Origin of the sequence: Polaribacter sp. R2A056_3_33 (genome assembly GCF_019278485.1) — a bacterium.
In the GTDB taxonomy this organism is placed as follows: domain Bacteria; phylum Bacteroidota; class Bacteroidia; order Flavobacteriales; family Flavobacteriaceae; genus Polaribacter.
The window spans coordinates 2092649-2119297 of record NZ_CP058984.1 but is presented as its reverse complement, the minus strand read 5'-3'; the positions used below and the strand labels follow the sequence as shown (position 1 = coordinate 2119297).

The following is a 26649-nucleotide window of genomic DNA, read 5'->3' as shown; positions in this document are numbered from 1 at the left end:
TATTTTAATCAATGATAAACGCTCCATTTTGACCTGTATAATGAAATGGGATTTGATGTTTTAAACAAGTCTCTTCCCAACGATTTACACTACTCTTATAATTAGAACCATCAGCAATAATTTGTGATGGTTTTATTGTTTTTATCAATCTTGATAAATTTATTTTTGGCGAATATTGCAAAACTACAATTGGTTCCCTCATTCCAGAAATCGTATAAATCCCCAAACTATCAATCAGTAAAATATCCTTTTTAGAAAATTGAAGAAAGTTCTTAAAATTGAATTCCTTAACCTTATCAATACCTTCTGAAACTCGGTACGTTTTAATACTATTTTCATTTTTAAACCTCACACTATCTATGTCGTGTTGCAAAAAGAGTTGTTTTCCTACTCTCTTTCCAATCACAGAAAATCTACTTTTATGAAACACAATCAATTCTTCTTTCGATTTATTTTCTTTCGTTTCAAATAGAAAAACAGTTTGTAAAAGTACTATTGAAACTAAAAAGTAAATCAAATTTTTAGATGATTTTTTGATTAAGAATGAAACTCCTAAAAACAAGAATACATACCAAAACAACATCGTAACAAATGAAATTAAAATTTCTTTAAATAAGAATTCTTCTTGAAGAGAAACCCAACTTACAAAACCATTCATCCAAGAAATAATCATTCCATAGATATTTGCCAAAACCTGAGGTAGAATATTTAAAAGTGATGTAATAATGACTAAAATCCCTCCGATTAAAATTGCCCCTAAAAAAGGAATTACAACTAAGTTTGAGGCCAAAAATAACCCTGGAAATTGTTGAAAATAATAAATACTTAAAGGCAATATTCCTATTTGGGCTGCTATTGAAACGGTAAACAATTGCCAGAAAAAATCGACAAATTTAAACTTAGGTTTCCATATTGCATACAATTTAGGATGTGTCCAAAGAATACCAAAAACTGCTAAATAACTGAGTTGAAAACCAACATCAAAAAGAAACATAGGTTTTATTAATAGTAAAAAAAGCATGGAAGAAATAAAGGAAAACTCTACTACCTTTTTTCTTTGAAAAGACAACCCAATAGCTAAAAAAGTAAACATGGTAACCGCTCTAACTACTGACGCAGAAAGACCTGCGATAAATGCGAACATCCAAAGTAAAGAAACAATAATAAGTGTTTTTATAAACTTTCCGTACTTAATTCTTTCAACAGGTTTAAAAATGAAAGATAAAATCAATAGAATAACACCAATGTGTAAACCAGAAACTGCCAAAATATGGATTGCTCCTGCTCTTTGATAATCTACAATCAATTCTTTAGAAATATCTTGTCGTTGCCCCAACAAAAGTGCATTAATAATCGCTAATTCATTTTTCTTAAAATGGTATTTCTGTAATGCTTCCTGAATTTGATTTCTAAATTTCGCCGACAAACCAAATAAAGTGGTTGACTGAGTACGAAGCTTTAAAAACTGATTTGTATCCACAAATAATTGATGATGAATACCTTGTTTTGCTAAATAAGACTTATAGTTAAATTGATGCGGATTTAAAGGCGGAATTAACTCTTTTAAAGTAGGTTTTAAGAATAACTGATCATCAATTTGTAACGAATTTACACTACTATCATTCTTTACATTTAGAAGTATTGTTCCTGTAGTTTTCAGATCATCAACATTAATAATAGTAGCCTCATATTTTTGGTAATAATTACCAGGTTTTAATATTTTATGAATCTGTAAAACAACCTTAGAATTGTCTTTAAAATGATACTGATAATATGAATCATAATTCTTGTCATCACTTACATAAACAGTCGAAACACCGATACAAAAGAATAAAATAAAAGCAGTACATGTTCTTAAAACCTTATGTTTTATCAGAAAAAATAAAACAGATAAACCTACCAAAAAAATAGTGGTCCTAAGAAAACTAAAAGTCCAAAATTGAGTGAAAAACTGGAAACAAATTCCAATAATTACAAGCACAACAAAGTGCAAGGGTATGTAATTGTACAACCTTTTCATAGCAAGTTAAAGTTACTAAAAAAAACGTTAACTATTAATTACAAGATTGTTATTGCTTTTACGAAGGCATTTTTCCAATATTTTTCTGATAGTGCAGAAACAATTACACCTCTAGAAGTAGTGGCGTGTACAAACTTAATTTGTCCTTTTAAATGGGAAACCACCAAGCCAACATGATTGATATTTCCTCGTCTGTTTTTACTTGTTTTAAAGAACAATAAATCACCTTTTTTAACTTTACTTAAAGCAATTTTATCACCTCTTTTTGCCATATCTCTAGAGATTCTTGGCAATTGTACGTTTTCGTTTCCAAAGGCAACATATACCACTCCAGAGCAATCCATCCCTCTATTGGTAGTTCCTCCAAATTTGTAACGAACACCTGTATATTCTAAGGCATTTGCTACTATTTTATCTGCTTTAGTAATTGGTTTTGGTGTATTTTTAACAACCGTTTTAGTGGATGAACAAGAACTTAATAATAAAGAAAATACAACTATTAAAAAACTCCATTTCTTCATATTAATATTCTTTTACGTATCATTTGTACCTTCATTAAACTTCTTCTAAAACGGACATTCCACTTGTTTTATCACCAGAAGTCCACGTCCAATTTTCATAAAGAGTAATTTTTCCGTTAACCTCTATTTCAGGTTTAGAATAACAAATACCTGTCATTAATTCCCCTTTAAGATTTACTTGATGATAACGCATTTCTATATTCCCATGCTCATCTACAAGACCGATTAAATGACCTTTAACTATTTGTCCGCCTTTATATTCAGACGTTAAAATAGTACCTTTTTGCTTGTATGTAAAAATGGTTTCTTTTGAAGTTTCACCATTATCAGCATTTTGAACAACTCTAAACTTTTTATTATTATAGTTCATACAATTTAGAATTAGTTATCTCCTTTTCTTAAATCACTTACAATTTGTTTCGCTACTTTTTCTGAAGCACCTTTACCTCCCAATTTCTTTTCTAATTCAAAGTATTCTAAAAACAATTTTTCTCGATAGGTATCATCTAAAATCTTGGTCAATTCAATTTTTAAATTCTGCTTATTAAAATCATTCTGAATTAATTCTTTTACCACTTCTCTATCCATAATTAAATTTACCAAAGAAATAAATTTTAAAGTGATTATTCTTTTTGCAATCTGATAAGAGATTGTTCCGCCTTTATAACAAACCACTTGCGGCACTTTAAACAAAGCGGTTTCTAAAGTTGCAGTGCCAGACCCAACAATTGCTGCATAAGAAATACTTAATAAATCGTACGTTTTATTGTTGATAAAAGAAACTTTACGATCACCAATAATACTTTGATAAAAACTAAAATCTTGACTTGGAGCCCCACCAATTACAAACTGATACTCAGAAAAATCATCAATTAAAGACAACATTACAGAGAGCATTTTGGTTATTTCTTGCTTTCTACTTCCGGGTAACAAAGCAATAATAGGCTTGTCTGTTAAGTTATATTCTTTTCTAAAAGCAGCTTCTTTTACTTGTTTTCTACCTGCAATTCCGTCAATTAAAGGATGCCCAACAAAAGTTACATTATAGTCGTATTTTTCATAAAATTCTTTTTCGAAAGGAAGGATTACAAACATTTTATCGATATCTCTTTTAATATCTTTTACTCTACTTGCTCTACTTGCCCAAACTTGTGGAGAAATATAATAATTGGTTTTAAAACCTTGCTCTTTTGCCCATTTAGCAACACGTAAATTAAACCCAGAGTTATCGATTAAAATAAGTACATCTGGCTTAAATTGGGCAATATCTTTTTTGCAAATTTTAATAAAACCCAATACTTTAGAAAGATTCATTATAACTTCAAAAAAGCCCATAAAAGCTCTTTCTTTATAATGACTAACCAAAGTTCCGCCAACATTTTGCATTAGATCTCCACCCCAAAACCGAATGTCTGCATTTGCATCTTCTTTATACAATGCTTTCATTAGGTTAGAGCCATGTAAATCTCCTGAAGCTTCACCAGCAATTATGTAATATTTCATAAGTTTTTACTTGTTTGGTCGAGCGCAGTCGAGACCTAATTAAACCTCTCGACTGCGCTCGAGGAGACATTATTTCTGTTAGAAAAACTTTAAAACTAAAGTAGTTAGTGCAATTAAAATAGTTGCCAATAAAACTCCTTTTGCTTTGTTGTCTTGTTTCTTTTTGATAAAAATAAAGAACACAAATAAATTAGGAATTGCAGCTAAAGACAATACTTTACCATACAATTCTCCTTCTTTAATTAAATCGATGGTTTCGTAAAAACCAAATTTCGAAATATATTCTAAATATAAAAATATACCTCCAAAAGTGGCAAATAAGGAAACCAATACGCCTATTAAAATATGTTTTTTTACAGTTCCCAAGCGTTTAATTTTTGAATCATGTGATGTGCAGTCATATCGAATTGTACAGGTACTACAGAAATATAGCCACTTTCTAATGCATAAAGATCTGTATCTTGACCTTTATCTTTATTAATAAACTCACCAGAAAGCCAGTAATATTCTTTTCCCATAGGGTTTTTTCGTTTATCAAAAATCTCTTTCCAAACTCCATTAGCTTGTCTACAAATTTTAATCCCTTTTATTTCTTCCTTTTTTAACTTCGGAATATTTACGTTTAAGACAACGCCTTCTGGAATTCCGTTTAGCAACGCATTTAAAGTAATCTTTTTTATATATTCTTCAGATTGTTTAAAATCTGCATGCCATTTAAAATCTAATAAAGAAAAACCAATAGCAGGGATTCCTTCTATACCTGCTTCAATAGCTGCACTCATAGTACCAGAATAAATAACACTAATAGATGCATTAGAACCATGATTAATTCCTGAAACACATAAGTCTGGTTTTCTATTTAAAATTTCGTTCACTGCCATTTTTACACAATCTGCAGGCGTACCAGAACAAGTGTATTCTAATTGCGGACCATCATCTATCGTTATGGCATTACAAGTTAAAACATTATCAACCGTAATTGCATGCCCCATTCCGCTTTGCGGACTATCAGGAGCCACCACAACAACTTCACCAATTTTATTCATTATTCTAATTAAAGCTCTTAAACCAGGAGCTGTAATTCCATCATCATTCGTAATTAAAATTAATGGTTTGTTTTGCATCATCATTGTTTAAAGTTCAAAATTTAGAATTAAAGGTAGTTTTCAATTAAAAAATTGAACTTTAAATTCTAAATTATTTTAAGCAAATATAATTGATTTTATACGATTCCTTTTTAACATTTTGTAAAGAATACAATTTCTCTTTTTTACGTAATATTGTAGAAACGAAAGCTATTTTGATATTTAAAAATTGAACTAAAAGAAGAAATAGTGTTTAATCCATTCACAAAAACGAATAAGACTAGTAGTTCCTAAATAATTTTGGCATTATTTTAGTAGTTTAGCAAAGCACAACTAGTAATTTTAGAATTAAAAAAACGACATACCTAAATATGAAGACAAAATATAAAATCACCACATTTTTATTAGCAATACTTCTATTTGCAACTAGCTTGCAAACTCAAGCCGCTAATACGGATACCAATTCAGACCCTGAAAAAGATAAAATTTTAGTTTACATTCTTAGAAATATACTTACCAGAAGTCATTTTGTTGTAAAAGACATGAATGATGATTTTTCTGAATATGTGTATACCGAATTCATTGATGGTTTAGACCCAAGCAAAAGGTATTTTACTCAAAAGGATATGAAAGATTTTTCTAAATTCAAATATGAAATCGACAATCAACTTTTAAAAGAAGATGTCTCTTTCTATAATTTGGTTTATGAACGATTTACTAGTAAAATTAAAAATGCAAAATCATATTATGGTGATTTGTTAAAACAACCTTTTAACTTTAACAAAACGGAAACCATTGATGTAGATTATGAAAAAGTTCCTTTCGCTAAAAATGAAAACGAGCTGATAGACTACTGGCGTAAGCAATTAAAATTAAGTACTCTTATTAGAATTCAAGATAAGTTAGACAAACAAAAAGCGGACGTACTAAAAAACAAAAATCACAAAACAAAAAGTTTTGATGAACTTGAAAAAGAGGCACGTGCAGAAGTTCTTAAAAATATGGACGATTTATATGTTAGAATTGAAGAGCTAGAACATGAAGATTGGTTTTCTACTTTTCTAAACAGTGTTGTGGGTGCTTTTGACCCTCACACAACCTATATGGCGCCAAGTATAAAAGAACGTTTTGACCAAGACATGTCTGGTAAACTAGAAGGAATTGGAGCGCGTTTAGTAAAAAAGGGAATTTATACCGAAATTTTTGAATTGGTTTCTGGAGGTCCTGCATGGAAAGAAGGTAGCTTAGAACCTGGTGATATTATTCTAGAAGTTGCTCAAGGAGATGAAGAGCCATTAGATATTGTTGGGATGCGTTTAGATGATGCTATAAAATTTATCAAAGGAAAAAAAGGTACAGAAGTTAAATTAACCGTTAAGAAAAAATTAGACGGTACCAACAAAGTAATTTCTATTACTAGAGACGTTGTAGAACTAGAAGAAACTTTTGTAAAATCTAGTATTGTAGAAAAAGATGGTAAAAAATTCGGAATTATAGATTTACCTAAGTTTTATATCGATTTTAATGAGGAAAGTTATAGAGATTCTGCAAAAGATATGGAGCAAGAAATAGAACGCTTAAAAAGTGAAGGTGTTACTGGCTTAATTGTAGATCTAAGAAATAATGGAGGTGGTTCTCTAAAAACAGCCATTGAAATTAGTGGATTGTTTATTAATGAAGGTCCAATTGTACAAGTAAAATATAGAGGTGAAGATCCAATTATTAAAAAAGATATTGATCCAAAAATTCAATGGGAAGGAGCAGTAGTTGTTCTTGTAAATGAGTTTTCTGCCTCAGCTTCAGAAATTTTTGCTGCAGCAATGCAAGATTATAAAAGAGCAGTAATTATGGGCGGTAACCAAACCTATGGTAAAGGAACCGTGCAAAGTGTTTTACCTATTAATCAATTTACAAAATACGATAAAGACTTAGGAGCTCTAAAAATGACTATTCAAAAATTCTATAGAGTTAATGGTGGTTCTACTCAAATTGAAGGAGTGTATTCAGACATTGCAATGCCAGACAGATATAGTTATATGAAATTTGGCGAAAGAGATTTGGATGGCGCATTGGTTTGGGACAAAGTAAAACAAGCAGATTATGTGCAAACAAATTCGTACCAAAATTTTAATGATGTTGTTAATAACAGTAAACAAAGAATTGCTACAGATTCTAAATTTAAGTTGATAAACGAATATGCTAAATGGTTAAAAAAGAAGCAAGACGATAATTCTTACTCTTTAAACTATAAACAATTTGAAGAAGTAAATGTAGCCAATGAAAAAGATGCAGAAAAATTTAAATCTGTTTTTGATTATAAATCAGATTTAACGTTTAACTCTCCAACTTACGAACTTTCATTAATTAAAAAGGATACAGCACTAGCTGACAAACGATTGGCATGGCATAAAAATTTATCGAAAGATGTCTATGTTTTTGAAGCTATAAACGTTTTAAGTGAGTTAAAAATGAATACCAAAAACGAAATAGTAAAACAATAATTACCAAATATTAAATAACAACAAGCCTGATAATATTGTCTAATGTTATCAGGTTTTTTGTTTCAAAAAAGAGCTAACATGAGTTTTAAAGTAACATTTCACACAAAATGGTCTGACTTTGACCCAAACAGACACATGCGTCACACAGCATATAATGATTATGCCGCAGAAGTAAGAGTACGATATTTTAGAGATCAAAATTTCTCTATAGCAGAATTTACAAAACACAACCTTGGTCCTATTTTATTTACCGAAGAAACTTCTTTTAGAAAAGAAATCCATTTGGGAGAAAATATCTCTGTAGACTTTAAGATTTCTGGTTTATCTAAAAATGGTGAACGTTGGAAAATCACACATCAAGTTTTTAATGAAGCTGGTCAATTATCAGCAATTATAAAAGTATATGGAGCTTGGATAGATTTAACTAAACGAAAACTAACCGTACCACCAAAAGAAGCCCAACATTTGTTTGACGCTTCCGAAAAAAGTGACGACTTTGAAGAGATAGCTCTTAAAAAAAGTTAAGAACATAAAAATACTTAATAAAAGGATTCAAGCTTGTCACGCTAAACATGTTTCAGCGTCTTATTTTCTTTACAAGCTATCAATTCTAAAACCTAAAAATTGGTAAAAAAAAATCGTCTAAATTTCTTTAGACGATTTTTTATATAAACTATTTGGTAATTCCTACCAGAATAAACAATATAGTACAGTTACTAAAATACAAACGGCAATAGAACCTAAGTTAAACAACGGAGTTGTTTTAAATAAATCTGAGCCAAAATCAATCCCTTTAGGATCATCTTTCCCTTTGTTTTGAATATTACTCATAACCATAATGATAATAAGCGTTAAGACAGCTGTAATTCCCATTTGATGCATCCAAGGCTCAAATACTGCTATTGGAATGAATTTCAATGTTAATGCAATTGGAATAGATAAAATAGCTCCCCAAATCGCTGCATTATTAGTTGTTTTCTTATAAAACAAACCTAAAATAAATACAGCTAAAATACCTGGACTTACAATACCTGTGTACTCTTGAATAAATTGAAATGCTTGATCGATACCCCCTAAAAGTGGCGCTACAATAACAGCAATTATTAAAGCAACTGCAGCAGAAATTCTCCCCACATTTACCGTAGTTTTATCATCTGCATTTTTGTTGATGTATTGCTTATAAATATCCATTGTAAAAATGGTAGATGTAGAATTCAACATCGAAGCTAAAGAAGAAACAATAGCAGCAGCTAAAGCAGCAAAAGCAACACCTTTTAATCCTGTAGGTAAAAATTGTAGTAACCAAGGATATGCTTTATCAGCTTGTTCGGCAGAAGGCACATTTAACATACCTACTTCACCTAAATTAGCCATAATAGCTGGGTCGTTTACCATTACATACGCTGCAATACCAGGAATTACAACAATTAAAGGAATAATCAATTTTAAAAATGCTGCTAATAAAATCCCTTTTTGAGATTCTTTTAAAGATTTAGCAGCTAAAGTTCTTTGAATAATATATTGGTTGAATCCCCAATAATATAAGTTTGCAACCCATAAACCACCAACCAATACCCAAATACCAGGTAAGTTTACATAGTTATCATTAGATTCATCCAATATCATATGAAATTTTTCTGGAGCAGCATCTAATACTTTAGAAAAACCTGCTAACACTCCTTCTCCTCCAGAAACCGTATTTAAAGCTAAATAAGTAGTAACCAAACCACCTAACACTAAAAATACTACTTGTATAACATCTGTCCATGCTACCGCAGATAAACCTCCGTACAAAGAGTATGCAGCTGCAAATAATGCCAAACCAATAATTGCATACATCATATCTACTCCCATAATGGTTTCAATAGCCAATCCTCCTAAATATAAAACAGAAGCAAGATTAACAAATATGTATAAACCTAACCAAAATACAGCTAAGATTGTTTTAAGATTGGTAGAAAAACGTTTTTCAACAAATTCAGGAATTGTATACAATCCTTTTTCTATAAAAATAGGTAAGAAATATTTACCAACAATTATTAAAGTTAATGCTGCCATCCATTCATAAGAAGCAATTGCAATACCCAAGGCAAAACCAGAACCAGACATCCCTATAAATTGTTCTGCAGAAATATTTGCAGCAATTAAAGAAGTACCAATTGCCCACCAAGGCAAAGATTTACTTGCCAAGAAGTAATCTTCTGCATTTTTTTGGTGTCCTTTTTTATCTCGAGAAACCCATAAACCTACACCTAAAATTAAAATGGCATACGCAATGAAGACTATATAGTCCCACATTTCAAAACCTGCTTTCATAATTATTATTTTTGTTTTAGTTAATTATTTATACAAGTCAAATATATGTATATAATTTCAGAAAATGTATCTGTAAGCCCAAAGAAATGTACCTCTGAGTACATTTTTATCAAACTAGTAGGGTCAGGTAGGTTTTTTGTTGAAAAAATTATATATTTGTAATTAATTATGATAGAAGTTAAAAAAGAAATAGGCATTCCTAAATATAAGCAAATCATTAATGCTATAGAAAATGCTATAGAAAATGGTTTGTTAAAAAAAGGAGATCAATTGCCTTCTATTAATACTATTAAAAACAACAATAAACTTTCTAGAGATACCGTTTTAATGGCCTTTAATGAATTAAAGAACCGAGGTATCATAGAATCTATTGTAGGAAAAGGGTATTATGTTATAAGTGAAGATATTAATGTGCATCAAAAGATATTTTTACTTTTTGATGAACTTAATTCATTTAAAGAAGATTTATATAATTCCTTTTTAGAAAACTTAGAAGACACTATTCAGGTAGATATTTTCTTTCATCATTTTAATGAAGCTATTTTTAAAAAACTAATAAAAGACAATGCTGGTAGTTATAATTATTATGTAATTATGCCTGCTAATTTAGAAAACACCAGCAAGAGCATTCAATTATTACCAGATGATAAAGTCTATATTTTAGATCAGGTGCCAGAAGATTTGGTAGCATATCCATCCATCTATCAAAATTTTGAAAAATCCATCTATGAAAACCTAACTAAGGCTTCAGGATTTGTTTCAAAATATAATAAAATTAATCTAATCTTCTCAGAAGAAAAACAACCTAAAGGCATTCTTAAAGGGTTTACACAATTCTGCGAACAAAGCACAATGCCTTTTGAAATTTTAAGCACTGTAAAAGAAACTCCTTTAATAAAAGGTGAACTTTACGTATTGCTAGATGATATAAGTTTACTAAGAATTATCAAGAAAATGAAAAGTCAGAATATGACTTTAGTAAATGATATTGGCGTTATTTCTTATAACGATACATTATTAAAGGAAATAGTTGAAGGAGGCATTACCACCATTACTACAGATTTTAACGAAATGGGAAAAAGGTTAGCCAAAATGATTTTGAACAAAGAACAAGACAAAGTAGAAAATCCGAATAAATTAATTATTAGAAACTCAATATAACAACACATTGTATACCATAAACCATAACACAGAAACAAATATTTTAGAAGTAAAAAATACTGAAAACACGGTTTTTGGTAAAATTCATCTAAATGAAGGAGCTAGTTTACAAGAACTAACTTTGGGAGGAAATGCCATTATTCAAGATTTAGCTCCATTGACATACGATTCTACATTTGCCTCTTCTATTTTATTTCCGTTTGCAAATAGAATTAAAGATGGAAAATATTCTTTTAATGGTGAAGATTTTCAATTAGAAAAAAATCAAGAAGAAGAGCAAAATGCATTGCATGGTTTTGTGTACAATAAAACGTTTAAAGTAATTGCAAAAGAAGCATCTGCAGATAATGCTAAAATAACTGTAGAGTATAATGAAAACATACGAAATGATGGTTTTCCGTATACATACACAATTGTAGTTACTTATATTTTTACAAATGATGGGCTAGATTTATCTGTTAGTGTAAGAAATACCGACGCTAAACCTTTTCCGTTTACTTTAGGGTGGCACCCGTATTTCATCAGTGATAATTTAGCAAAAAGTTCTCTAAATTTTGATTGTGATCAACAATTAATTATTGGTGACCGTAATATTACTACTGGCTCTGAGACTGTAAATTCTATGATACATTTAGATATCGAGGAAAAACAATTGGATGATTGTTGGGGTTTAAATTCTGACAAAGTAGCGTTTAACACTCCTAAATATCAATTAAACTTTCAATCTTCAGGTACCAATAATTATTTACAAGCATATACGCCACCTAGATTAAATACCATAGCCATTGAGCCAACCACAGGTGTTTCTAATAGTTTTAATAATAAAATAGGATTACAAACACTAGACCCTAATGAAAAATATTCCATTGTTTGGAAAATAAACATAATCAACAATTAACGAAGCAAATTATGAGTGCAACACTAATTAAAGATGTTAAAGAGACATTTATCAAAGAATTTAAAACGGAACCTTTATTAATTTTTTCTCCTGGAAGAATTAATATTATTGGAGAACATACAGATTATAATGATGGTTTTGTATTTCCAGCAGCTGTAAATAAAGGTATTGCTGCTGCTATTCAAAAAACTGACGCTAATAACTCTACAGCAATCGCTTTAGATTTAGACAGTACCATAAAATTTGAATTAGATAAAATAAAACCTTCTAAAGAAGGAAGTTGGGAAAACTACGTTTTTGGTGTTGTTGCAGAAATACAGAATAAAAACAAAGTGATTGGCAATTTCAACATCATCTTTAAAGGAAATATTCCTGGAGGTGCAGGTATGTCTTCTTCTGCTGCTTTAGAAAATAGTGTTGTTTTTGGTTTAAATGAATTGTTTGATTTAGGTTTAACCAAACACGAAATGATTTTAATATCTCAAAAAGCAGAGCATAATTATGTGGGTGTAAACTGCGGTATTATGGATCAATATGCTAGTATGTTTGGTATTAAAGACCATGCATTGCATTTAGATTGTAGAACTGTAGAATCGAATCCTTATAAAATTGATTTCGAAAATCATCAATTAATGTTGATAAACACCAACGTTAAGCATAGTTTATCAGACAGTGCTTATAATGACAGACGTTCTGCTTGCGAAAGTGTATCTGAATTGTTAAACATAAAGGCATTAAGAGATGCTACTGAAGCAGATTTAGAAACTGTTGCTGATAAAGTGACACCTGCAAATTATCAAAAAGCCTTATTTGTAATTCAAGAAAATAATAGAACCATAGAAGCAGCAAAGGCAATTGAAGACAATGATTTAGAATTGTTAGGTGCTTTAATTTACCAATCTCACGAAGGTCTATCGAATCAATACAAAGTAAGTTGCGATGAATTAGACTTTTTAGTAGCACAAGCTAAGAAAAACAAACACGTTTTAGGCGCAAGAATGATGGGCGGTGGTTTTGGTGGTTGCACCATTAATTTAATTGATAAAAGCGAAGCAAAAGCTTTTGCCGAAACGGCTTCTGAAGCCTATAAAAATGAATTTAATAATGAATGTTCAGTGTATTTTATTGAACTTTCTGAAGGTACACATATCGTAAAACAATAATTACAACACAAGAAAATGAGCAATACAAATTTACAAGACTATTCGCACAAGCGATTTAATATTCTTACGGGAGAATGGGTGTTAGTTTCACCTCATAGAGCAAAAAGACCTTGGCAAGGACAAAATGAAGAAGTAAATAATGAAAAAAGACCAACACATGATGAATCTTGTTATTTATGTGCAGGAAACACAAGAATTAACGGAGAAGTAAACCCAGATTATAAAGACGTTTTTGTTTTTACAAATGATTTTGCTGCTTTACAAAATGATTCGCCAACTTTTAACGTAAACGACGGACTTTTAAAAGCACAGAGTGAAACTGGTATTTGTAAGGTAATTTGCTTTAGCCCAGATCACTCAAAAAGTTTGGCAGACATGTCGGCTACAGAAATTCAGAAAGTTGTTTTTGCATGGCAAAGAGAGTTTAAAGAATTGTCTGAAAACCCAAACATAAATTACGTTCAAATATTTGAGAACAAAGGTGCAGTAATGGGTTGTAGTAATCCGCATCCTCACGGACAAATTTGGAGTCAATCTTCTTTACCAAACGAAGTTGATAAAAAAAACACACAACAATTAAACTACTATAATAACAACAATAGTAGTTTATTGGGTGATTATTTAGCACAAGAATTAGAAAAGCAAGAACGTATTATTTTTGAAAATGATGGTTTTGTAGTTTTAGTTCCGTTTTGGGCTATTTGGCCTTTCGAAGCAATGATTGTTCCAAAAAGACCTTTGGCTAACATCTTAGAAATGACAGAAGCTGAAACGTTACAATACGGAGAAGCAATTTCTGTATTGACAAAAGCATACGACAAGATTTTTAATACTTCTTTTCCATATTCTAGCGGAATTCATCAAGCACCAACAGATGGTAATGACAACAAACATTGGCATTTCCACATGAGTTTTTATCCACCTTTATTAAGAAGTGCTTCTGTAAAGAAATTTATGGTTGGTTACGAAATGTTTGGAACTCCTCAAAGAGATATAACTGCAGAACAAGCAGTAAAAATGATTAAAGATTGTTTGTAGGAATTACAAACTTTTAGAAATAAAGGAAATCATCTAAAAAGCAATTTTTAGATGATTTTTTATTTTTAATATGTTACACACCCATTATTTATAAACTGTAATTATATCGCACGAAGCAATCTCATAAATAAACTCTCATAGTCTTTCTAAAATAACAACTGACAAACCTTAAATAATCTTTCGCTCTGCCTAAGATAACAAACTTTACGCATTAATCAAGGAATTTAGAAAATTAAACATTCAAAATTGGATTGATATCTATAAAGATTATGATAAAAAGGTTGGTTATCAAAAGGACTGATTCATTGGAAGAAAAAATATACTTTTTGATTAAAAAAATGGATCATGTATAAAGCTATAAATGTATTTTTTTTGTGCACCTATAGCTTTACATAATTATATACAACCGATTTTGTATAAAGAATATTATTAAGCAACTTATACAAAATATTTGCTATTATTTTTATCTATTTTAAAACTTTAAGTATTTTAGAAAACACTTCATTATTATCATAAACTCCCTGAAACTCGTTTGACTTAGCTCCATATGCAAAAATAGGAACCATAATTGCAGTATGATCATAAGAAGCAAAATAACCTTCTATTTGGTGTGTTTTTACATCGCCTTGCGGAATGCTAAAACCAGATGTTTCATGATCTGCTGTTATAATAACCAAAGTTTCTGGGTTATTATCTGCAAATATTAAAGCTTCTGTAATTGCTTTATCAAAATCTATCGATTCTGCTAAAATTCCTGCGGTATCATTAGAATGACCTGCGTGATCTATCTTTGCAGCTTCAATCATCAAAAAGAAAGGTTTTTGTTTTTTCCTTAAAAAATCTAACCCCGTTTTGGTTGCATCAGCTAAAACACTACCTCTTCCTTCTGTAATCCATTTCATACCATGTTCAGACATAAAAAAACCTACTTTGTCATCCGTAGTATTTTTTAAATCATTAATTGATGAAACTATTTTAAAATTATCCGTAAGGTTTGTCTTTTTAAAAGTAGAAGCTCCCCCTCCAATAAAAAGATTAAGTCTACTATTAATTAAATCTTTAGAAATTATAGAATCATCAGACCTATCTTTTGCATGTGCGTAAAATGAAGCGGGTGTTGCTCCTAAAATATTATCTGTAGTAATACATGCTGTAGAAAAACCTTGTTCGCTTAAAATTTCTGTAATATTTTTTAAAGGCTCTCCATTTACTCCTGTACCAATTGCTCTGTTATTTGTTTTAACTCCGGTTGCTAAAGCAGTACCTGCAGCAGCAGAATCTGTTGTAAAATCGTCTGCAGCTTGTGTTTTTATAAAGCCAATACTTTTTAATTGAGTTAAAGTTAATTCGCCATTATTTGCAAGTGCTGTAGACGAAATTTGAGCCAAACCATTTCCATCTCCAATTAATAAAATAATGTTTTTAACAGGTAAGTCTTTTTGATCGTTGTTAAAACTTGGCTTGTAAACTTCAGAAAAATTAGTTGAAGTTACCAGTCTGCTTGGTAAAGATTTAAAATAATTAACACACTTAAAAGGATGATCTGTATTTATGATTGCAACTCCCATTTCAGATAAAGTTCTCCATGCTCTTTTAGAATCTGGACTTCCCCAAAAACGAAAAGGTTTATTCGTTTTATTTGCTCTTTCTAAAACCTCTACAATTCGATTTTCATCATCATGTGTTAACCTTCCTTTTCCATTCCATTCCGAAAATTGTTTAAAATCTAAACTAACCATAGCAATTTTTCCCCAAATTTCTGATGAAACCGAAGTTTCTAATTCTTGATAATCAAAAAAGATAAAATCAGGATAATTGACATAATCTTTAGCTTTTGGTCTGTTTCCAGAAACAACAATTTTAATCTGCTTATTGTTAATTATAGAAGTATGTTTTTTTAGAACTTCTATAAGTTTTTCTAAGGTTTTAAAAGCATCAGATTTAATATCAATCAAAAGGATTAATTGTTCTTCCTTTTTGTACTCCATATTAAAAACAGTTTCTAATGGCTTTAGATATAAAGCTTCTAATGTTTTTGATGGGGAAATATCTTCATAATTATGAGCAACAAACAAATTGTTGTCTTTTAGAAAAATGTCAGCTTCAAAAGAAGTTGCTCCGTTTGCAAAAGCATTCCAAAAAGGTACTGATTGATTGTAATCGTTGTGAGAATGAACCATCACTTCTTCTTGTGCAATAACTGTATTGTTTAATCCTAAAAAGAAAACCAATACTATTAAAAATATATTTGTTTTTTGTTTCATTTTAATCTTATTTATTATTGATTGCTTTAAACATTTTATGGTAAATTTCATTATTTTCATAAATACCCTGAAAATTTTCTGAACCTTCCCCTTCTGCAAAAACCGGAATTAAAGTTCCACTATGTTGATCGTTGTTAAAATTGATAGAAACATTATCTACTTCTTCAGATTTTTCTCCGGTTTCTTCATCTATCATATAAGATTTACCAATACTAACACCTCCTGTTTCATGATCTGCAGTAACCACTAAAAGTGTATTTGGATGTTCTTTTATGTATCTTAAAACCACACCAATTGTTTTGTCAAAATCTAAGACTTCTTGTTTTAATAACTCTGCATCCATTGCATGTCCTCCCCAATCTATATAAGAACCTTCTATCATAAAAAAGAATGGTTTTCCTTTCTTAGTAAAATAATCTAAACCTAATTGAGTTGCATCTTGTAAAAAACTTTTTCTACCCTCTGTTTTAGAAGGCAAACCTTCTTCGGCTAGTAAATATCCGTTCTTTTTGTTTACATCAAACTTTGATAAACTCACAGAATCTAATTGGTAGTTTTTTGCAATTAACGCTGTATATAAATCTTTTTTATCAGTTCTACGTTTTAAGTATTTTAAACCTCCACCAACAAAAAAATCTACATTAGATTTTACTAAATCTAAAGCGATTTCTTCATGTAAGTCTCTATCCTTTACATGTGCATAAAAAGAAGCAGGAGTTGCATGTGTAACTGGTGTTAAAGTTACAAAACCAGTCTGATAGTCTTCTTTTTGTAAAGTTTCTAAAATTGTAGGCAAAGGCAAACTATCTTTAGACATGCCAATGGCTCTTTTATATGTTTTTTCTCCTGTTGAAAAAGCAGTAGCACCTGCCGCAGAATCTGTAATTGTATGACTTGTACTTGGTGTTTTTATAAAACCAATATTTTTAAATTGCTCAAAATTAGGCGTTTCTTTTCCAAAATAAAAAGCAGTAGAAATTTGGGTAAGTCCCATACCATCACCAATCATAAAAATGATATTTAACGGTTCTTCTTGGGTTCTTGTTTCTGATTTTTTTTCACATCCTATGTAAAACATAGAAATTAAACTCAGTATTATAATTTTCTTCATTTTTCAAAAAATTTGAAAGTATATTTTTATTAATATTATAATAGAAAAAGGGAGCTATTTTTATAAAAGAGCTCCCTTAAAATAAAACAATAAACAACTAATATCCTTTATTTTGTTCTAAATACCCTGGCGTGTTAGAAGCTCCATCTATAGCCACTTGTGGAATAGGAAATAACCTATTATTTACATCTGTATCTGTTTTTTCTGTCCATGAATCTTCGTAGTGACTAAAACGGATTTGATTTGTTCTTCTTAAACCCTCCCAATAAAACTCAAAACCAAGTTCTCTATATAATACATCTAAATCTATTGATGAAAGAGCGGTTGCTATTGGTTCTCGTGCATTTCTTGATGTTTTTACTGTATTTACATCTGCTAAAGCACTAGCAACATCTCCTTTTCTTAATTTAGCTTCTGCGCGCATCATGTAAATTTCTGCATAACGCATTAACACTAAGTCTACACTACTGTAGTTATTTCCATTATTAGAAGTGTGGCTAAATTGATATTTAGAAACTCGATAACCTGTATGGTGTGCTCTACCTTCGTTTGTAAAATCTGCTTGTTGAGTAAGGTTTACGTAATCTACATTTTTATCTGTACCGTTTCCTTTAATTTGCTTTACTGGATAAATTCTATAACCTTCATCACAAGTATAAAAAGCACCATTTTCATCTTTTCTAACAGCCCAAGTTACTCCTCTTAAAATACCTCTGTCTATTTCAAAATCTTCTGCTCCTACACAGTAATAATGATCTTCGTCATTTAAAGGAGAAAGACCTGTAAGATCATCTAAACCATAAGTAACTTCTTGGGTATTTTTCTGAAGAAATCTAGGATCTGCGTCTGCAGGATCTACACTACCATAAGCATCTACCCAAGTTTGGTAAAAGTCTGATGTAATTGCAGGACCATCTGTACCATCTGCATTTGTAAATTCTGGCCTAGGAAACATAGAACCTGGTAAAGACCAATATGCCCAACGGCTATGTTCATTCTTTAAAACTCCACGTTGATCTAATGCGAAAATTAATTCTGCATTATTGCTATTACTATCATTAAATAAATCGAAATATTCTGGAGATAAAGAAAACTTACCTGAATTGATAATATTATCTGTATATTCAATAACTTTATCCATGTCTTCTGTTGTAAAATTAGGAGTTCCGTAAGGATTTCTATAAACAGCAGCATTTAGATTTAATCTTGCTAAAAATCCCCAAACGGCAGATTGTGTCATTCTACCAGAACCTTTATCAGTATTTATCACATCAACAACAGATAACAATTCGCTTTCTATATAATCTACTGCATCTTGCCCTCTAAGAATTTCTGAGTTTTCATTAGAAGATTCTTTTTTAAATGCAAGTCCCCAACTATCTAAAGTTAACATATTTAAATAAGCTCTAAGCGCTTTCATTTCATAAAGAGCACTTTCTGCTTCTGTATTTCCTTCTTCAGCCATTGGCGTAAGAACTTCTATAGCAGTTAATGTTCTAGAAATATTTATTGTAAGTTCTGTCCAAGCACTTTTTACCAAATCATTTGTAGAAGTTATAGAATGAGAATGAGCCGCTAAAAATTTACCACCATCATACCAATCTGTACCTCCTCTGTAAGGTAAAATTGCCTCATCACTTGGTATTAATTGCAAACCGTAATAGTTTGTGTGTCTCCAAGTCCAAGCAACCTGACCGTACGCAGGTGCAATTGCTCCACTAATTGCTTCTGCTTGTCCTGCACCAGTTAAAGATTCATCTAAAACTTCTTCTTTTAAATCACTACAGCTAGACATTAATAGAATGCTAATTGCAAATACTGTATTTTTTATTATGTTTTTCATTTTTGTCTTATTAAAATTCTACATTTAGACTTAAAAGGATTGTTCTACTTTTTGGATAACTGTAATAGTCGATACCAAAAGTTTGAATACCTCCAACAGGACTTCCTGTATTAATCTCTGGATCGAAACCACTGTAATCTGTTATCACAAATAAGTTTTGACCTGTAATTGATAAGCGAAGATTTTTGATGCTATTTCCAAGACCTAATGCTTCTGGCGTAAAATTGTAAGCTAAAGTTGCATTGTTTAATCTTAAAAAATCTCCGTCCTCTAAATATCTTGTAGAAACTAAGTTAGAATTTGTTGCAGATTCATCTAAATATTCTACAGCTCTATCTGTCGTGTTAAAAGAATTGGCTAAATTTCCTTTGTTAAAAGAAGACATAGCAACGTGGTTGTAAATTTTATTACCACCAGCTCCATTAAAATTTAACCCTAAATCGAATTTTTTGTAGTTAAAATTTAAGTAGAATGCATAAATATAATCTGGTAAAGCATTACCTGCTACAATACGGTCATCATCTAAAATTTCACCATCATTATTAATGTCTGCAAATTGATTTAAACCATCTTCTCCAATTCCGGTAAATTCTTGAACATAAAAAGTACCAATAGCTTCTCCGTTTAAAACACCATTAATTGTAGCTCCTGTTTGCCCTGAACCTTGTGCGGCACCAGTTGTTAATATTTGATAAGGAGAGTTTACAACTTCGTTTTTAGTGATAGAAATGTTACCACCAATATTATAAGTGAAGTCTTTATTAATAGTATTGTTGTAATCTAAGGCAATTTCAACCCCGTTGTTTCTAATTTCCATATTAGGAATGTTAGTCCAATAACTAGAAACCGGAACAATAGGATCTGTAGGAGTAACTTGTAATAAAATGTTGTCTGTAATTTTACTAAAATAATCGATTGTACCTGTTAACTTGTTACCAAATAAACCAAAGTCTAAACCAATATTTGCTTGTGTAGAAACTTCCCATTGAATATTTGGGTTTGCTAAACGAGTAAAGATAGAACCATAAGGATATCCGCCTAAATCTGATGCGCTAGAATCTAATGGGTATGTGTTGTTGTCCGTATTACTTTCTGTATAACTAGCTTGTGTTATTTTAGAAGGAATTTCTTGACTACCCGTTTGCCCCCAACTTGCTCTTAATTTTAAGTTGTTGATATTATCAGAATCCATCAAGAAATTTTCTTTATTGATGTTCCATCCTAAGGCAACAGAAGGAAAATATCCATATTTATTATTCTCACCAAATTTAGAAGAACCATCTGCACGCATTGTTGCAGTCATTAAATATTTATCATTAAAAGTATAATTTACTCTACCAAAGAAAGATTGCAACTCATTTTTAGTAGCATAAGCAGACTGAGTTGTTTGCTGGTTTGCCGTTTCTATTTGATATCTTGGCTCTACTCCATTATCTGGAAAACCTTCTAAATAAAATTGTTTTTGATTTACTTCAGTTTGTTGGTAGGTATGTCCCAATAGAAAAGTAAAACTACTTAATTTCTTATGAAAACTATACGTTAAAGTATTCTCTATAAGAGTATTGCTATTTTTAGTAGTCGCTGTATTTAAGCTTCCTAAAGTTGTATTTGTTTCTGTAGCGTAAGGCATGTATTGCACATCTCTTTCTGTAATAGAATAATCTACACCAAGATTTAATTTATAAGTTAAACCTTTTGCAATTTTATAAGAAGGAGAAATATTAGCCAAAATACGGTTGTTGTTTGTGTAATCGCCATAAATTGTTTCTCCAATAAAAGGATTTAAAATATCGTTACTTAAGTTTCCTTTTAATTCACCATTTTCATAAGGGGAGTCTGTTGGGTTAAGGCTTAGCATGTCACTTACAACACTACCAGAATTAGGCCTTGTATTGTCTAATTTAGTCGCTGTTAAATTAAAAGTAACATTAAATTTATCGTCAATTGCTTTTTGAGTTAAGTTTAAACGACCAGAGTAACGTTTTAAGTTACTGTTTCTTAAAATACCCTCTTGATCATCGACACCTACAGAAGCTGCATAAGAAGAATTTTCTGTACCTCCACTCATAGAAAGGTTAATGTTTTTTGACACCGCAGTTCTTGTTAATTCATCTTGCCAATTTGTAGATGCTCCTCCATCAATTAAAGTACCATTTACGGCAGTTACATTAGCTCTAAATTCATCAGCAGTAAAAACATCTACTTTATTTGCTAGCGTAGAAAAACCACTAGATACGTTTATGTTTACTTTGTTTCTTCCTTTTTTTCCTTTCTTAGTAGTAATTACAATAACACCATTGGCTGCTCTAGAACCGTAAATTGCAGTTGAAGAAGCATCTTTTAAAACCTCTATACTTTCTATATCTTGTGGATTTATAAAGTTTAAAGGATTAGTAGCAATACCATTACCAGAATTATCTAATGCAAAACCATCTACAATATACAGCGGAGTAGTACCAGAACGTAAACTACCAACACCTCTAATAACAATATCTTGTGTAGCACCAGGCTCACCACTAGAAGAAGATACGTTTACACCAGCAACTTTACCTTGTAAAAGTTGACCCGCGTTTGCAACAACTCCTTGGTTAAAATCTTCACTTTTTACAGAAGAAATTGCTCCAGTTACATCAGATCTTTTTTGAGATCCATAACCTACTATAACCACCTCATCCAAAGAATTTGCTTCTTCTTTTAAAATGATATTTAATTTTTGGTTTCCAGCATAAAGAACTTCTTTAGTCTCATAACCTAAATATGAAAATATTAAAACGCCATTTTCATCATTTAAATTGATAGAGAAAACTCCATCAAAATCTGTTATAGTTCCTGTATTAAGCTGTCCTTTTAAAACAACAGAAACATTAGGTATTCGTATTCCATCTGCATCAGAAACTACGGTTCCAGACACGTTAACTTGCGCAATAGAATAGGAAGTAAAACCTAATGCAAGTATTAAAATTAAATAAATTTTTTTCATCTAGTTTGATTTTTAAATTGTGGTAAAACTAATTTACAGAAAGTGTTGGTTGGGGTGTTTTTGTTTCATCAAAGAGTATTAATCGTTCAAATCAGCATAGAAAAGAAGCAGATTAGGTGTGTTTTCGTTACAGTAACAATTCCCTAACGTTAAGAAAATCCTACAGCAACAAACGATTTAACTAAATTGATCTTTAAACTCTTTAGGGCTTTTTCCAAAATGCTTTTTAAATGCTTTTCCAAAATATTTTGGATCGTTATAACCGCACTCAAAACTTATTTCAGAGATGTTTAATTTTTTAGTTTTTAACAAAGCTTCTGCTTTTTGTAGTCTAAGAGACATAATAACATCTGAAGGAGATTGTTTTAACCGCTCTTTAAATAATCTATAACACTTTACCCTAGAAACATCTAATAAGTCTACCAACATTTCTACATTAAAAGAAGAGTTATGTAATTCTTTCTTTATAACTTCTAAACTCTTTTTTAATAATTTATCATTAGCCGTTAAAACAAGATCTTTACCTGTTAAAATATCGAATATTTTTTCTTGAAATTTATTTTCTTCAGTAGAAACGTATTTTCTATTTATTAAAGAGTCTATTTTTTTTTGAATAAAAGATTCACTTACCGGAAGCTGAATAAGAGTGTCTACACCAAACTCAATCGATTGTTCTCTTAGTTCGTAATTAATATCTTCTGATATATAAATTATAGCGATTTTCTTGTTTTTTGTTGCATCAGAATTATTGATAAAATATAAAAGATCTTTAGAGAAAGAAACTTGATAGATTACAACAATATGTATCTGAATTTGTTTGGTAATCGAGTTTAAATTATTTGCAGAGTTTTCAAAAATTAAATTATAATTATTATGTTCTAAAATTTGATTTGCAGCTGCAAAATTTTCTTCATCACTAAAGATTAATACATTTTTTTTGTCTGCAGATAAATTTTCTTGTTGATTAAAATGTTTCCACGAAATAGTTTCTATAGATTTATCCTTCGGGTTTATTTTAGTAATTGGTATTTGTAATGCTACCTTAAATTCTTGGTCTAAATTATAATTAATAAGTTTTCCTTTTAAATCAACCAAAAGAGTTTGTAACGCTTTAAAATAAGGACTGTAATGTAAAACACTGTACCAATTATTTTTTAAAAGATCACTATTAGATGAAATTTCTATAATTACAAAAGAATTCTTATAATTGATTTTTAAGTTTAACTTACTGCTATTATCTGAGTATTTATTAATGTCATTAAAAAAGTATTGTAGCATTAAACGAAAACGTAAAACATCTATTTCTACCCAATTAATAGAAGTGTCTATATTAAAATTAAAATCTACTTTATTGGTTTGTAAAGATTCCTCTAACTTATTAATACTGTTTTTTAAAACCGGAAATAAATTAATTACAGAAGTCTTAATAGCTCCAATTTCTTTTACGTGGCTTAGATAATTCCATTCAGAAATTAGGTTTACCATTTTGTTAGACTCTTCTAAAATAGTTTTTTTATCATCAGAATTTTCTGACAAACAATTTGCTGTTTTTAAAATTTTAGAAACAGGTTCTTGAAACTCTGATAAAACAAATGTTTTAAATTTTTCGACTTCAAAATCTTCATTTTTAAGATTGTTATGAAGTTTTAAAAGTGTCTCTTTTTGACGTAAAATTTCTTTATTTTTTTCATCTAATTGATTGTTAATAACCTCTAAATCTTTTTTTTGATTTTCGATGACATTTGTACGAATTAAAATCTTTTTTTCTAGGTTTTTTTGAAGTGATTTTGTTCTTAAATTCTTAAGGTAGATAAGTATTATTGCTGTAATTAATATTAATACTGATAAGAGCACATAAAATAAGTTCGTTTTATAAAAAGCCTTTTTTATTTGTAAGGAGAAAAGTAATTCTTCTTCATTTTCTTTTCCTTCTTTAAGTAAAAAATTATAACTTCCAGAAGTTAAATTTTGATATTTTATGTTGTTATTGATATCTAATAAAGTCCAATTACTATCTAAGCCTTCTAATTTATAATAGATATTTTTCTCTGTTTTTTTAGGGAATCTAATCGGAATTAAATCAATACTAATCTGATTTTCATTATGACTTTTTATAATATTTGGAGAGAAGTTTTCACTATCATCAACCAGTAATTTAATTTTTGACTTAGTGTTATTAAACTGAATATTACTAGGATTAAAATAATTTAAACCATTAATTCCACCAAAAAACAAATCACCTTTAGCATCCTGATAATAAGCGCCTTCAGAAAATTCAGAAACTTGCCAACCTCCTTTTGGATGAAAAGTTTTTACTTCAAAACTTTTTTTATCAATCACAACAATTCCTTTAGTAGTACTTAACCAAACTTGCTCTTTATGATCTAAAATACCGTAAATTAATTGGCTAGGTAAACCTTCTTTTTCTGTAATATTCTTAATAATACCTTTTTCTTTACTAAAAACACTTAATCCACCAAGCGATGCAATCCAATAATAATTTGTTTTTTCATCTTTATAAACAGCATAAATACTATTACTTAAAAGACCTTTATTAGTATTTATAGATTGTAATTCGCCATTTTTAATATCAATTAATTTTAAACCTTTATTATTATAATTATTAGATTTTAAAGTGTTTTTTTGCTCTTTATGATAATCAGAAAGGTTATTTTGGGTTTCTATTGTTTTTAATTTTCCTTTGCTAATATCTAATAATTGTAGTCCATTATTTTCTGTAGCAAGAATAAGCTCGTTATCTATCAATTTTAAATTTCTAATATGATATTTACGAATTAATTCTTGTCCAATAAAAGACTCAAAATTATTTGTGTTTAGATTAAATTTAGCAACTCCACCCCAGCAAGCAACCCATAATTGTTTATCACTATCTTCGTAAATAGAATAATTTCTATTGTTAGGTATGTTTTTATTGTTCTTAGAATTATATAAATTATAATTTCCATTTTTTTCTATTCTAATAATTCCAGCATAAGTTCCTGCCCAAATAGTTCCATCAGAAGCGGTAAACAAAGACCTTATACGTTTCCAATCTGGCTCATTGATAGCTTCTTTAATTATAAATTCTTTGTAGTTTTTAGAAGTAGAATTGTAATTATATAGTCCTTTTGTGTAATAACCTAACCAAAGTTTACCTTGTAGATCTTTGGTTATTGCACGTAAAGTTTCATTAGGAATGTTAGGAGATTTTATTGGGTGAGGTGCAATAGATGCTATCTTGTCAGAATTAGAATACGCCATACTAATTCCACCATCTTTTAAGCCAAGCCAAATGTTTCCAAAATAATCTTCGTGTAAAGTTTCTACTTCATTACTTTTAAAACTTTCTTTAGAATAAGGGTCTTTTGTGTAATTTTCTATATGATATTTATTGGCTTTGTCTAATATATTTTTAATGATGAATAAACCATTTTTACGAGTGGCATACCAAATATTACCTGTTTTATCTTTTAAAACATCATTAATAATAAGGTTTGGGTATTTTGTTAAAAGAATGCTACTTAAAGCGTTGTTGTTTATTTTTGATGTTTGTCTATTGGTTTCTTTAAATTGACCAGCAACAAATTCGTAACAGCTATTTTGAGTGTGAACTAAAATATTACCATCTTTTGTAACAGAGATATCATTTGGTTTGTTCTTAAAAGTGTAATTTTTAAATTTTTTATTACCTAAGTATCTACTTATTTTCGCATCTTCTGTAATAATCCAAATTGTACCTTTTATATCTTGTTTAACTTTGCTGATGTAGTTACCAGCGATGGAATTACTGTTGTTAATGTCATGTTTAAAGGAAGTAAATATATATCCATCAAAATAATTTAAACCATCCCAAGTTGCAATCCATAAACCTCCATTAATATCATTTTCGATATCTTTTACAGAATTATTAGATAAACCCTCGTTTATCGAAAAATTATCAAATTTAATTTGTTGACCAAAAGTTTGTAATGTTATAAAAAAAATGAATAATACTACTCTTGTCATAGTGTATATTTAAACCCACAAGAATATACTTTTAAGATTACCTTAATATAAATATTAGGTTAAGTAAATAAAAATTATGCCTTTAAAATTCTTACCCGTTTTAGGTTTATAAATATTATTTTTTCAATAAAATTAAATTTATAAACAACTAACAAGTGTTACCGCATTAATTTCACTTTTTTATCATGAATAAATAAATTGGTTTATAGCATTAAATTTCTAATAATACTAAAAAATAGT

The 26649-nt window shown here is 29.8% G+C and carries 18 protein-coding genes; 6 read left to right on the top strand and 12 right to left on the bottom strand.

The window, feature by feature from the left end; all coding sequences use genetic code 11:
• Window positions 1–4: 4 nt before the first annotated feature.
• The 6 genes from H0I29_RS08840 to surE form a co-directional block, all read right to left on the bottom strand.
• Entirely contained in the window at window positions 5–1903 is a 1899-nt protein-coding gene (locus H0I29_RS08840; protein ID WP_254712734.1) for a ComEC/Rec2 family competence protein, read from the bottom strand.
• 155 nt (window positions 1904–2058) lie between these two features.
• Entirely contained in the window at window positions 2059–2541 is a 483-nt protein-coding gene (locus H0I29_RS08835; protein ID WP_218755131.1) for a C40 family peptidase, read from the bottom strand.
• 34 nt (window positions 2542–2575) lie between these two features.
• Window positions 2576–2911, bottom strand: coding sequence for a n-acetylglutamate synthase (locus tag H0I29_RS08830; protein ID WP_218732424.1), 336 nt, complete (start codon window positions 2909–2911; stop codon window positions 2576–2578).
• A gap of 11 nt (window positions 2912–2922) precedes the next feature.
• Window positions 2923–4044 (bottom strand): lipid-A-disaccharide synthase, encoded by a 1122-nt coding sequence (gene lpxB, locus H0I29_RS08825; protein ID WP_218755130.1) that lies wholly within the window; start codon window positions 4042–4044, stop codon window positions 2923–2925.
• A gap of 78 nt (window positions 4045–4122) precedes the next feature.
• Window positions 4123–4410 carry a hypothetical protein gene (locus H0I29_RS08820; RefSeq protein WP_165733801.1) on the bottom strand — a complete coding sequence of 96 codons (288 nt, stop codon included), beginning with the start codon at window positions 4408–4410 and terminating at the stop codon, window positions 4123–4125.
• Complete coding sequence (surE, locus tag H0I29_RS08815) at window positions 4398–5168, bottom strand: 5'/3'-nucleotidase SurE (protein WP_218733759.1); 771 nt, start codon at window positions 5166–5168, stop codon at window positions 4398–4400. Before surE ends, H0I29_RS08820 begins: the two co-directional genes overlap by 13 nt.
• A gap of 332 nt (window positions 5169–5500) precedes the next feature.
• On the opposite strand from surE, the gene H0I29_RS08810 reads away from it, so the two are divergent.
• Both H0I29_RS08810 and H0I29_RS08805 read left to right on the top strand, forming a co-directional pair.
• On the top strand, window positions 5501–7630 hold the full coding sequence (locus H0I29_RS08810) for a carboxy terminal-processing peptidase (RefSeq protein WP_218732421.1): 2130 nt from the start codon (window positions 5501–5503) through the stop codon (window positions 7628–7630).
• Window positions 7631–7708: 78 nt separating this feature from the next.
• Window positions 7709–8155, top strand: coding sequence for a thioesterase family protein (locus H0I29_RS08805; protein WP_218732420.1), 447 nt, complete (start codon window positions 7709–7711; stop codon window positions 8153–8155).
• Window positions 8156–8317: 162 nt separating this feature from the next.
• Here H0I29_RS08805 and H0I29_RS08800 read toward each other — a convergent pair whose 3' ends face one another.
• Window positions 8318–9946 (bottom strand): sodium/sugar symporter, encoded by a 1629-nt coding sequence (locus tag H0I29_RS08800; protein WP_218755129.1) that lies wholly within the window; start codon window positions 9944–9946, stop codon window positions 8318–8320.
• A gap of 168 nt (window positions 9947–10114) precedes the next feature.
• On the opposite strand from H0I29_RS08800, the gene H0I29_RS08795 reads away from it, so the two are divergent.
• Genes H0I29_RS08795 through H0I29_RS08780 form a run of 4 tightly spaced genes read left to right on the top strand, consistent with a single transcriptional unit; the run spans window position 10115 to window position 14206 of the window.
• Window positions 10115–11107 carry a GntR family transcriptional regulator gene (locus H0I29_RS08795; protein ID WP_218732418.1) on the top strand — a complete coding sequence of 331 codons (993 nt, stop codon included), beginning with the start codon at window positions 10115–10117 and terminating at the stop codon, window positions 11105–11107.
• Window positions 11108–11114: 7 nt separating this feature from the next.
• On the top strand, window positions 11115–12005 hold the full coding sequence (locus H0I29_RS08790; RefSeq protein WP_218755128.1) for an aldose 1-epimerase: 891 nt from the start codon (window positions 11115–11117) through the stop codon (window positions 12003–12005).
• 11 nt (window positions 12006–12016) lie between these two features.
• The gene (gene galK, locus H0I29_RS08785) at window positions 12017–13168 is read left to right on the top strand and encodes a galactokinase (RefSeq protein ID WP_218755127.1); all 1152 of its coding nucleotides are present in this window, start codon (window positions 12017–12019) and stop codon (window positions 13166–13168) included.
• 15 nt (window positions 13169–13183) lie between these two features.
• Window positions 13184–14206 (top strand): UDP-glucose--hexose-1-phosphate uridylyltransferase, encoded by a 1023-nt coding sequence (locus tag H0I29_RS08780; protein ID WP_218755126.1) that lies wholly within the window; start codon window positions 13184–13186, stop codon window positions 14204–14206.
• A gap of 467 nt (window positions 14207–14673) precedes the next feature.
• Here the strand turns inward: H0I29_RS08780 and H0I29_RS08775 are convergent, their stop codons facing one another.
• From H0I29_RS08775 to H0I29_RS08755, 5 genes are all read right to left on the bottom strand, one after another.
• Window positions 14674–16470, bottom strand: coding sequence for an alkaline phosphatase (locus H0I29_RS08775; protein ID WP_254712733.1), 1797 nt, complete (start codon window positions 16468–16470; stop codon window positions 14674–14676).
• Between the two features lie 7 nt (window positions 16471–16477).
• Entirely contained in the window at window positions 16478–17581 is a 1104-nt protein-coding gene (locus H0I29_RS08770; protein ID WP_218755125.1) for an alkaline phosphatase, read from the bottom strand.
• 97 nt (window positions 17582–17678) lie between these two features.
• Window positions 17679–19424 (bottom strand): RagB/SusD family nutrient uptake outer membrane protein, encoded by a 1746-nt coding sequence (locus H0I29_RS08765; protein ID WP_218755124.1) that lies wholly within the window; start codon window positions 19422–19424, stop codon window positions 17679–17681.
• A 10-nt stretch (window positions 19425–19434) separates the two neighbouring features.
• Complete coding sequence (locus tag H0I29_RS08760; RefSeq protein WP_218755123.1) at window positions 19435–22404, bottom strand: TonB-dependent receptor; 2970 nt, start codon at window positions 22402–22404, stop codon at window positions 19435–19437.
• Window positions 22405–22581: 177 nt separating this feature from the next.
• Window positions 22582–26409 (bottom strand): two-component regulator propeller domain-containing protein, encoded by a 3828-nt coding sequence (locus tag H0I29_RS08755; RefSeq protein ID WP_218755122.1) that lies wholly within the window; start codon window positions 26407–26409, stop codon window positions 22582–22584.
• Window positions 26410–26649 lie beyond the last annotated feature (240 nt).

What these genes read in the sequence shown, in the direction of transcription:
- H0I29_RS08835 (WP_218755131.1), bottom strand. Translation starts at nt 2,541, where the DNA reads ATGAAGAAATGGAGTTTTTTAATAGTTGTATTTTCTTTATTATTAAGT.
- H0I29_RS08830 (WP_218732424.1), bottom strand. Translation starts at nt 2,911, where the DNA reads ATGAACTATAATAATAAAAAGTTTAGAGTTGTTCAAAATGCTGATAAT.
- lpxB (WP_218755130.1), bottom strand. Translation starts at nt 4,044, where the DNA reads ATGAAATATTACATAATTGCTGGTGAAGCTTCAGGAGATTTACATGGC.
- surE (WP_218733759.1), bottom strand. Translation starts at nt 5,168, where the DNA reads ATGCAAAACAAACCATTAATTTTAATTACGAATGATGATGGAATTACA.
- H0I29_RS08810 (WP_218732421.1), top strand. Translation starts at nt 5,501, where the DNA reads ATGAAGACAAAATATAAAATCACCACATTTTTATTAGCAATACTTCTA.
- H0I29_RS08805 (WP_218732420.1), top strand. Translation starts at nt 7,709, where the DNA reads ATGAGTTTTAAAGTAACATTTCACACAAAATGGTCTGACTTTGACCCA.
- H0I29_RS08800 (WP_218755129.1), bottom strand. Translation starts at nt 9,946, where the DNA reads ATGAAAGCAGGTTTTGAAATGTGGGACTATATAGTCTTCATTGCGTAT.
- H0I29_RS08795 (WP_218732418.1), top strand. Translation starts at nt 10,115, where the DNA reads ATGATAGAAGTTAAAAAAGAAATAGGCATTCCTAAATATAAGCAAATC.
- galK (WP_218755127.1), top strand. Translation starts at nt 12,017, where the DNA reads ATGAGTGCAACACTAATTAAAGATGTTAAAGAGACATTTATCAAAGAA.
- H0I29_RS08780 (WP_218755126.1), top strand. Translation starts at nt 13,184, where the DNA reads ATGAGCAATACAAATTTACAAGACTATTCGCACAAGCGATTTAATATT.
- H0I29_RS08775 (WP_254712733.1), bottom strand. Translation starts at nt 16,470, where the DNA reads ATGAAACAAAAAACAAATATATTTTTAATAGTATTGGTTTTCTTTTTA.
- H0I29_RS08770 (WP_218755125.1), bottom strand. Translation starts at nt 17,581, where the DNA reads ATGAAGAAAATTATAATACTGAGTTTAATTTCTATGTTTTACATAGGA.
- H0I29_RS08765 (WP_218755124.1), bottom strand. Translation starts at nt 19,424, where the DNA reads ATGAAAAACATAATAAAAAATACAGTATTTGCAATTAGCATTCTATTA.
- H0I29_RS08760 (WP_218755123.1), bottom strand. Translation starts at nt 22,404, where the DNA reads ATGAAAAAAATTTATTTAATTTTAATACTTGCATTAGGTTTTACTTCC.
- H0I29_RS08755 (WP_218755122.1), bottom strand. Translation starts at nt 26,409, where the DNA reads ATGACAAGAGTAGTATTATTCATTTTTTTTATAACATTACAAACTTTT.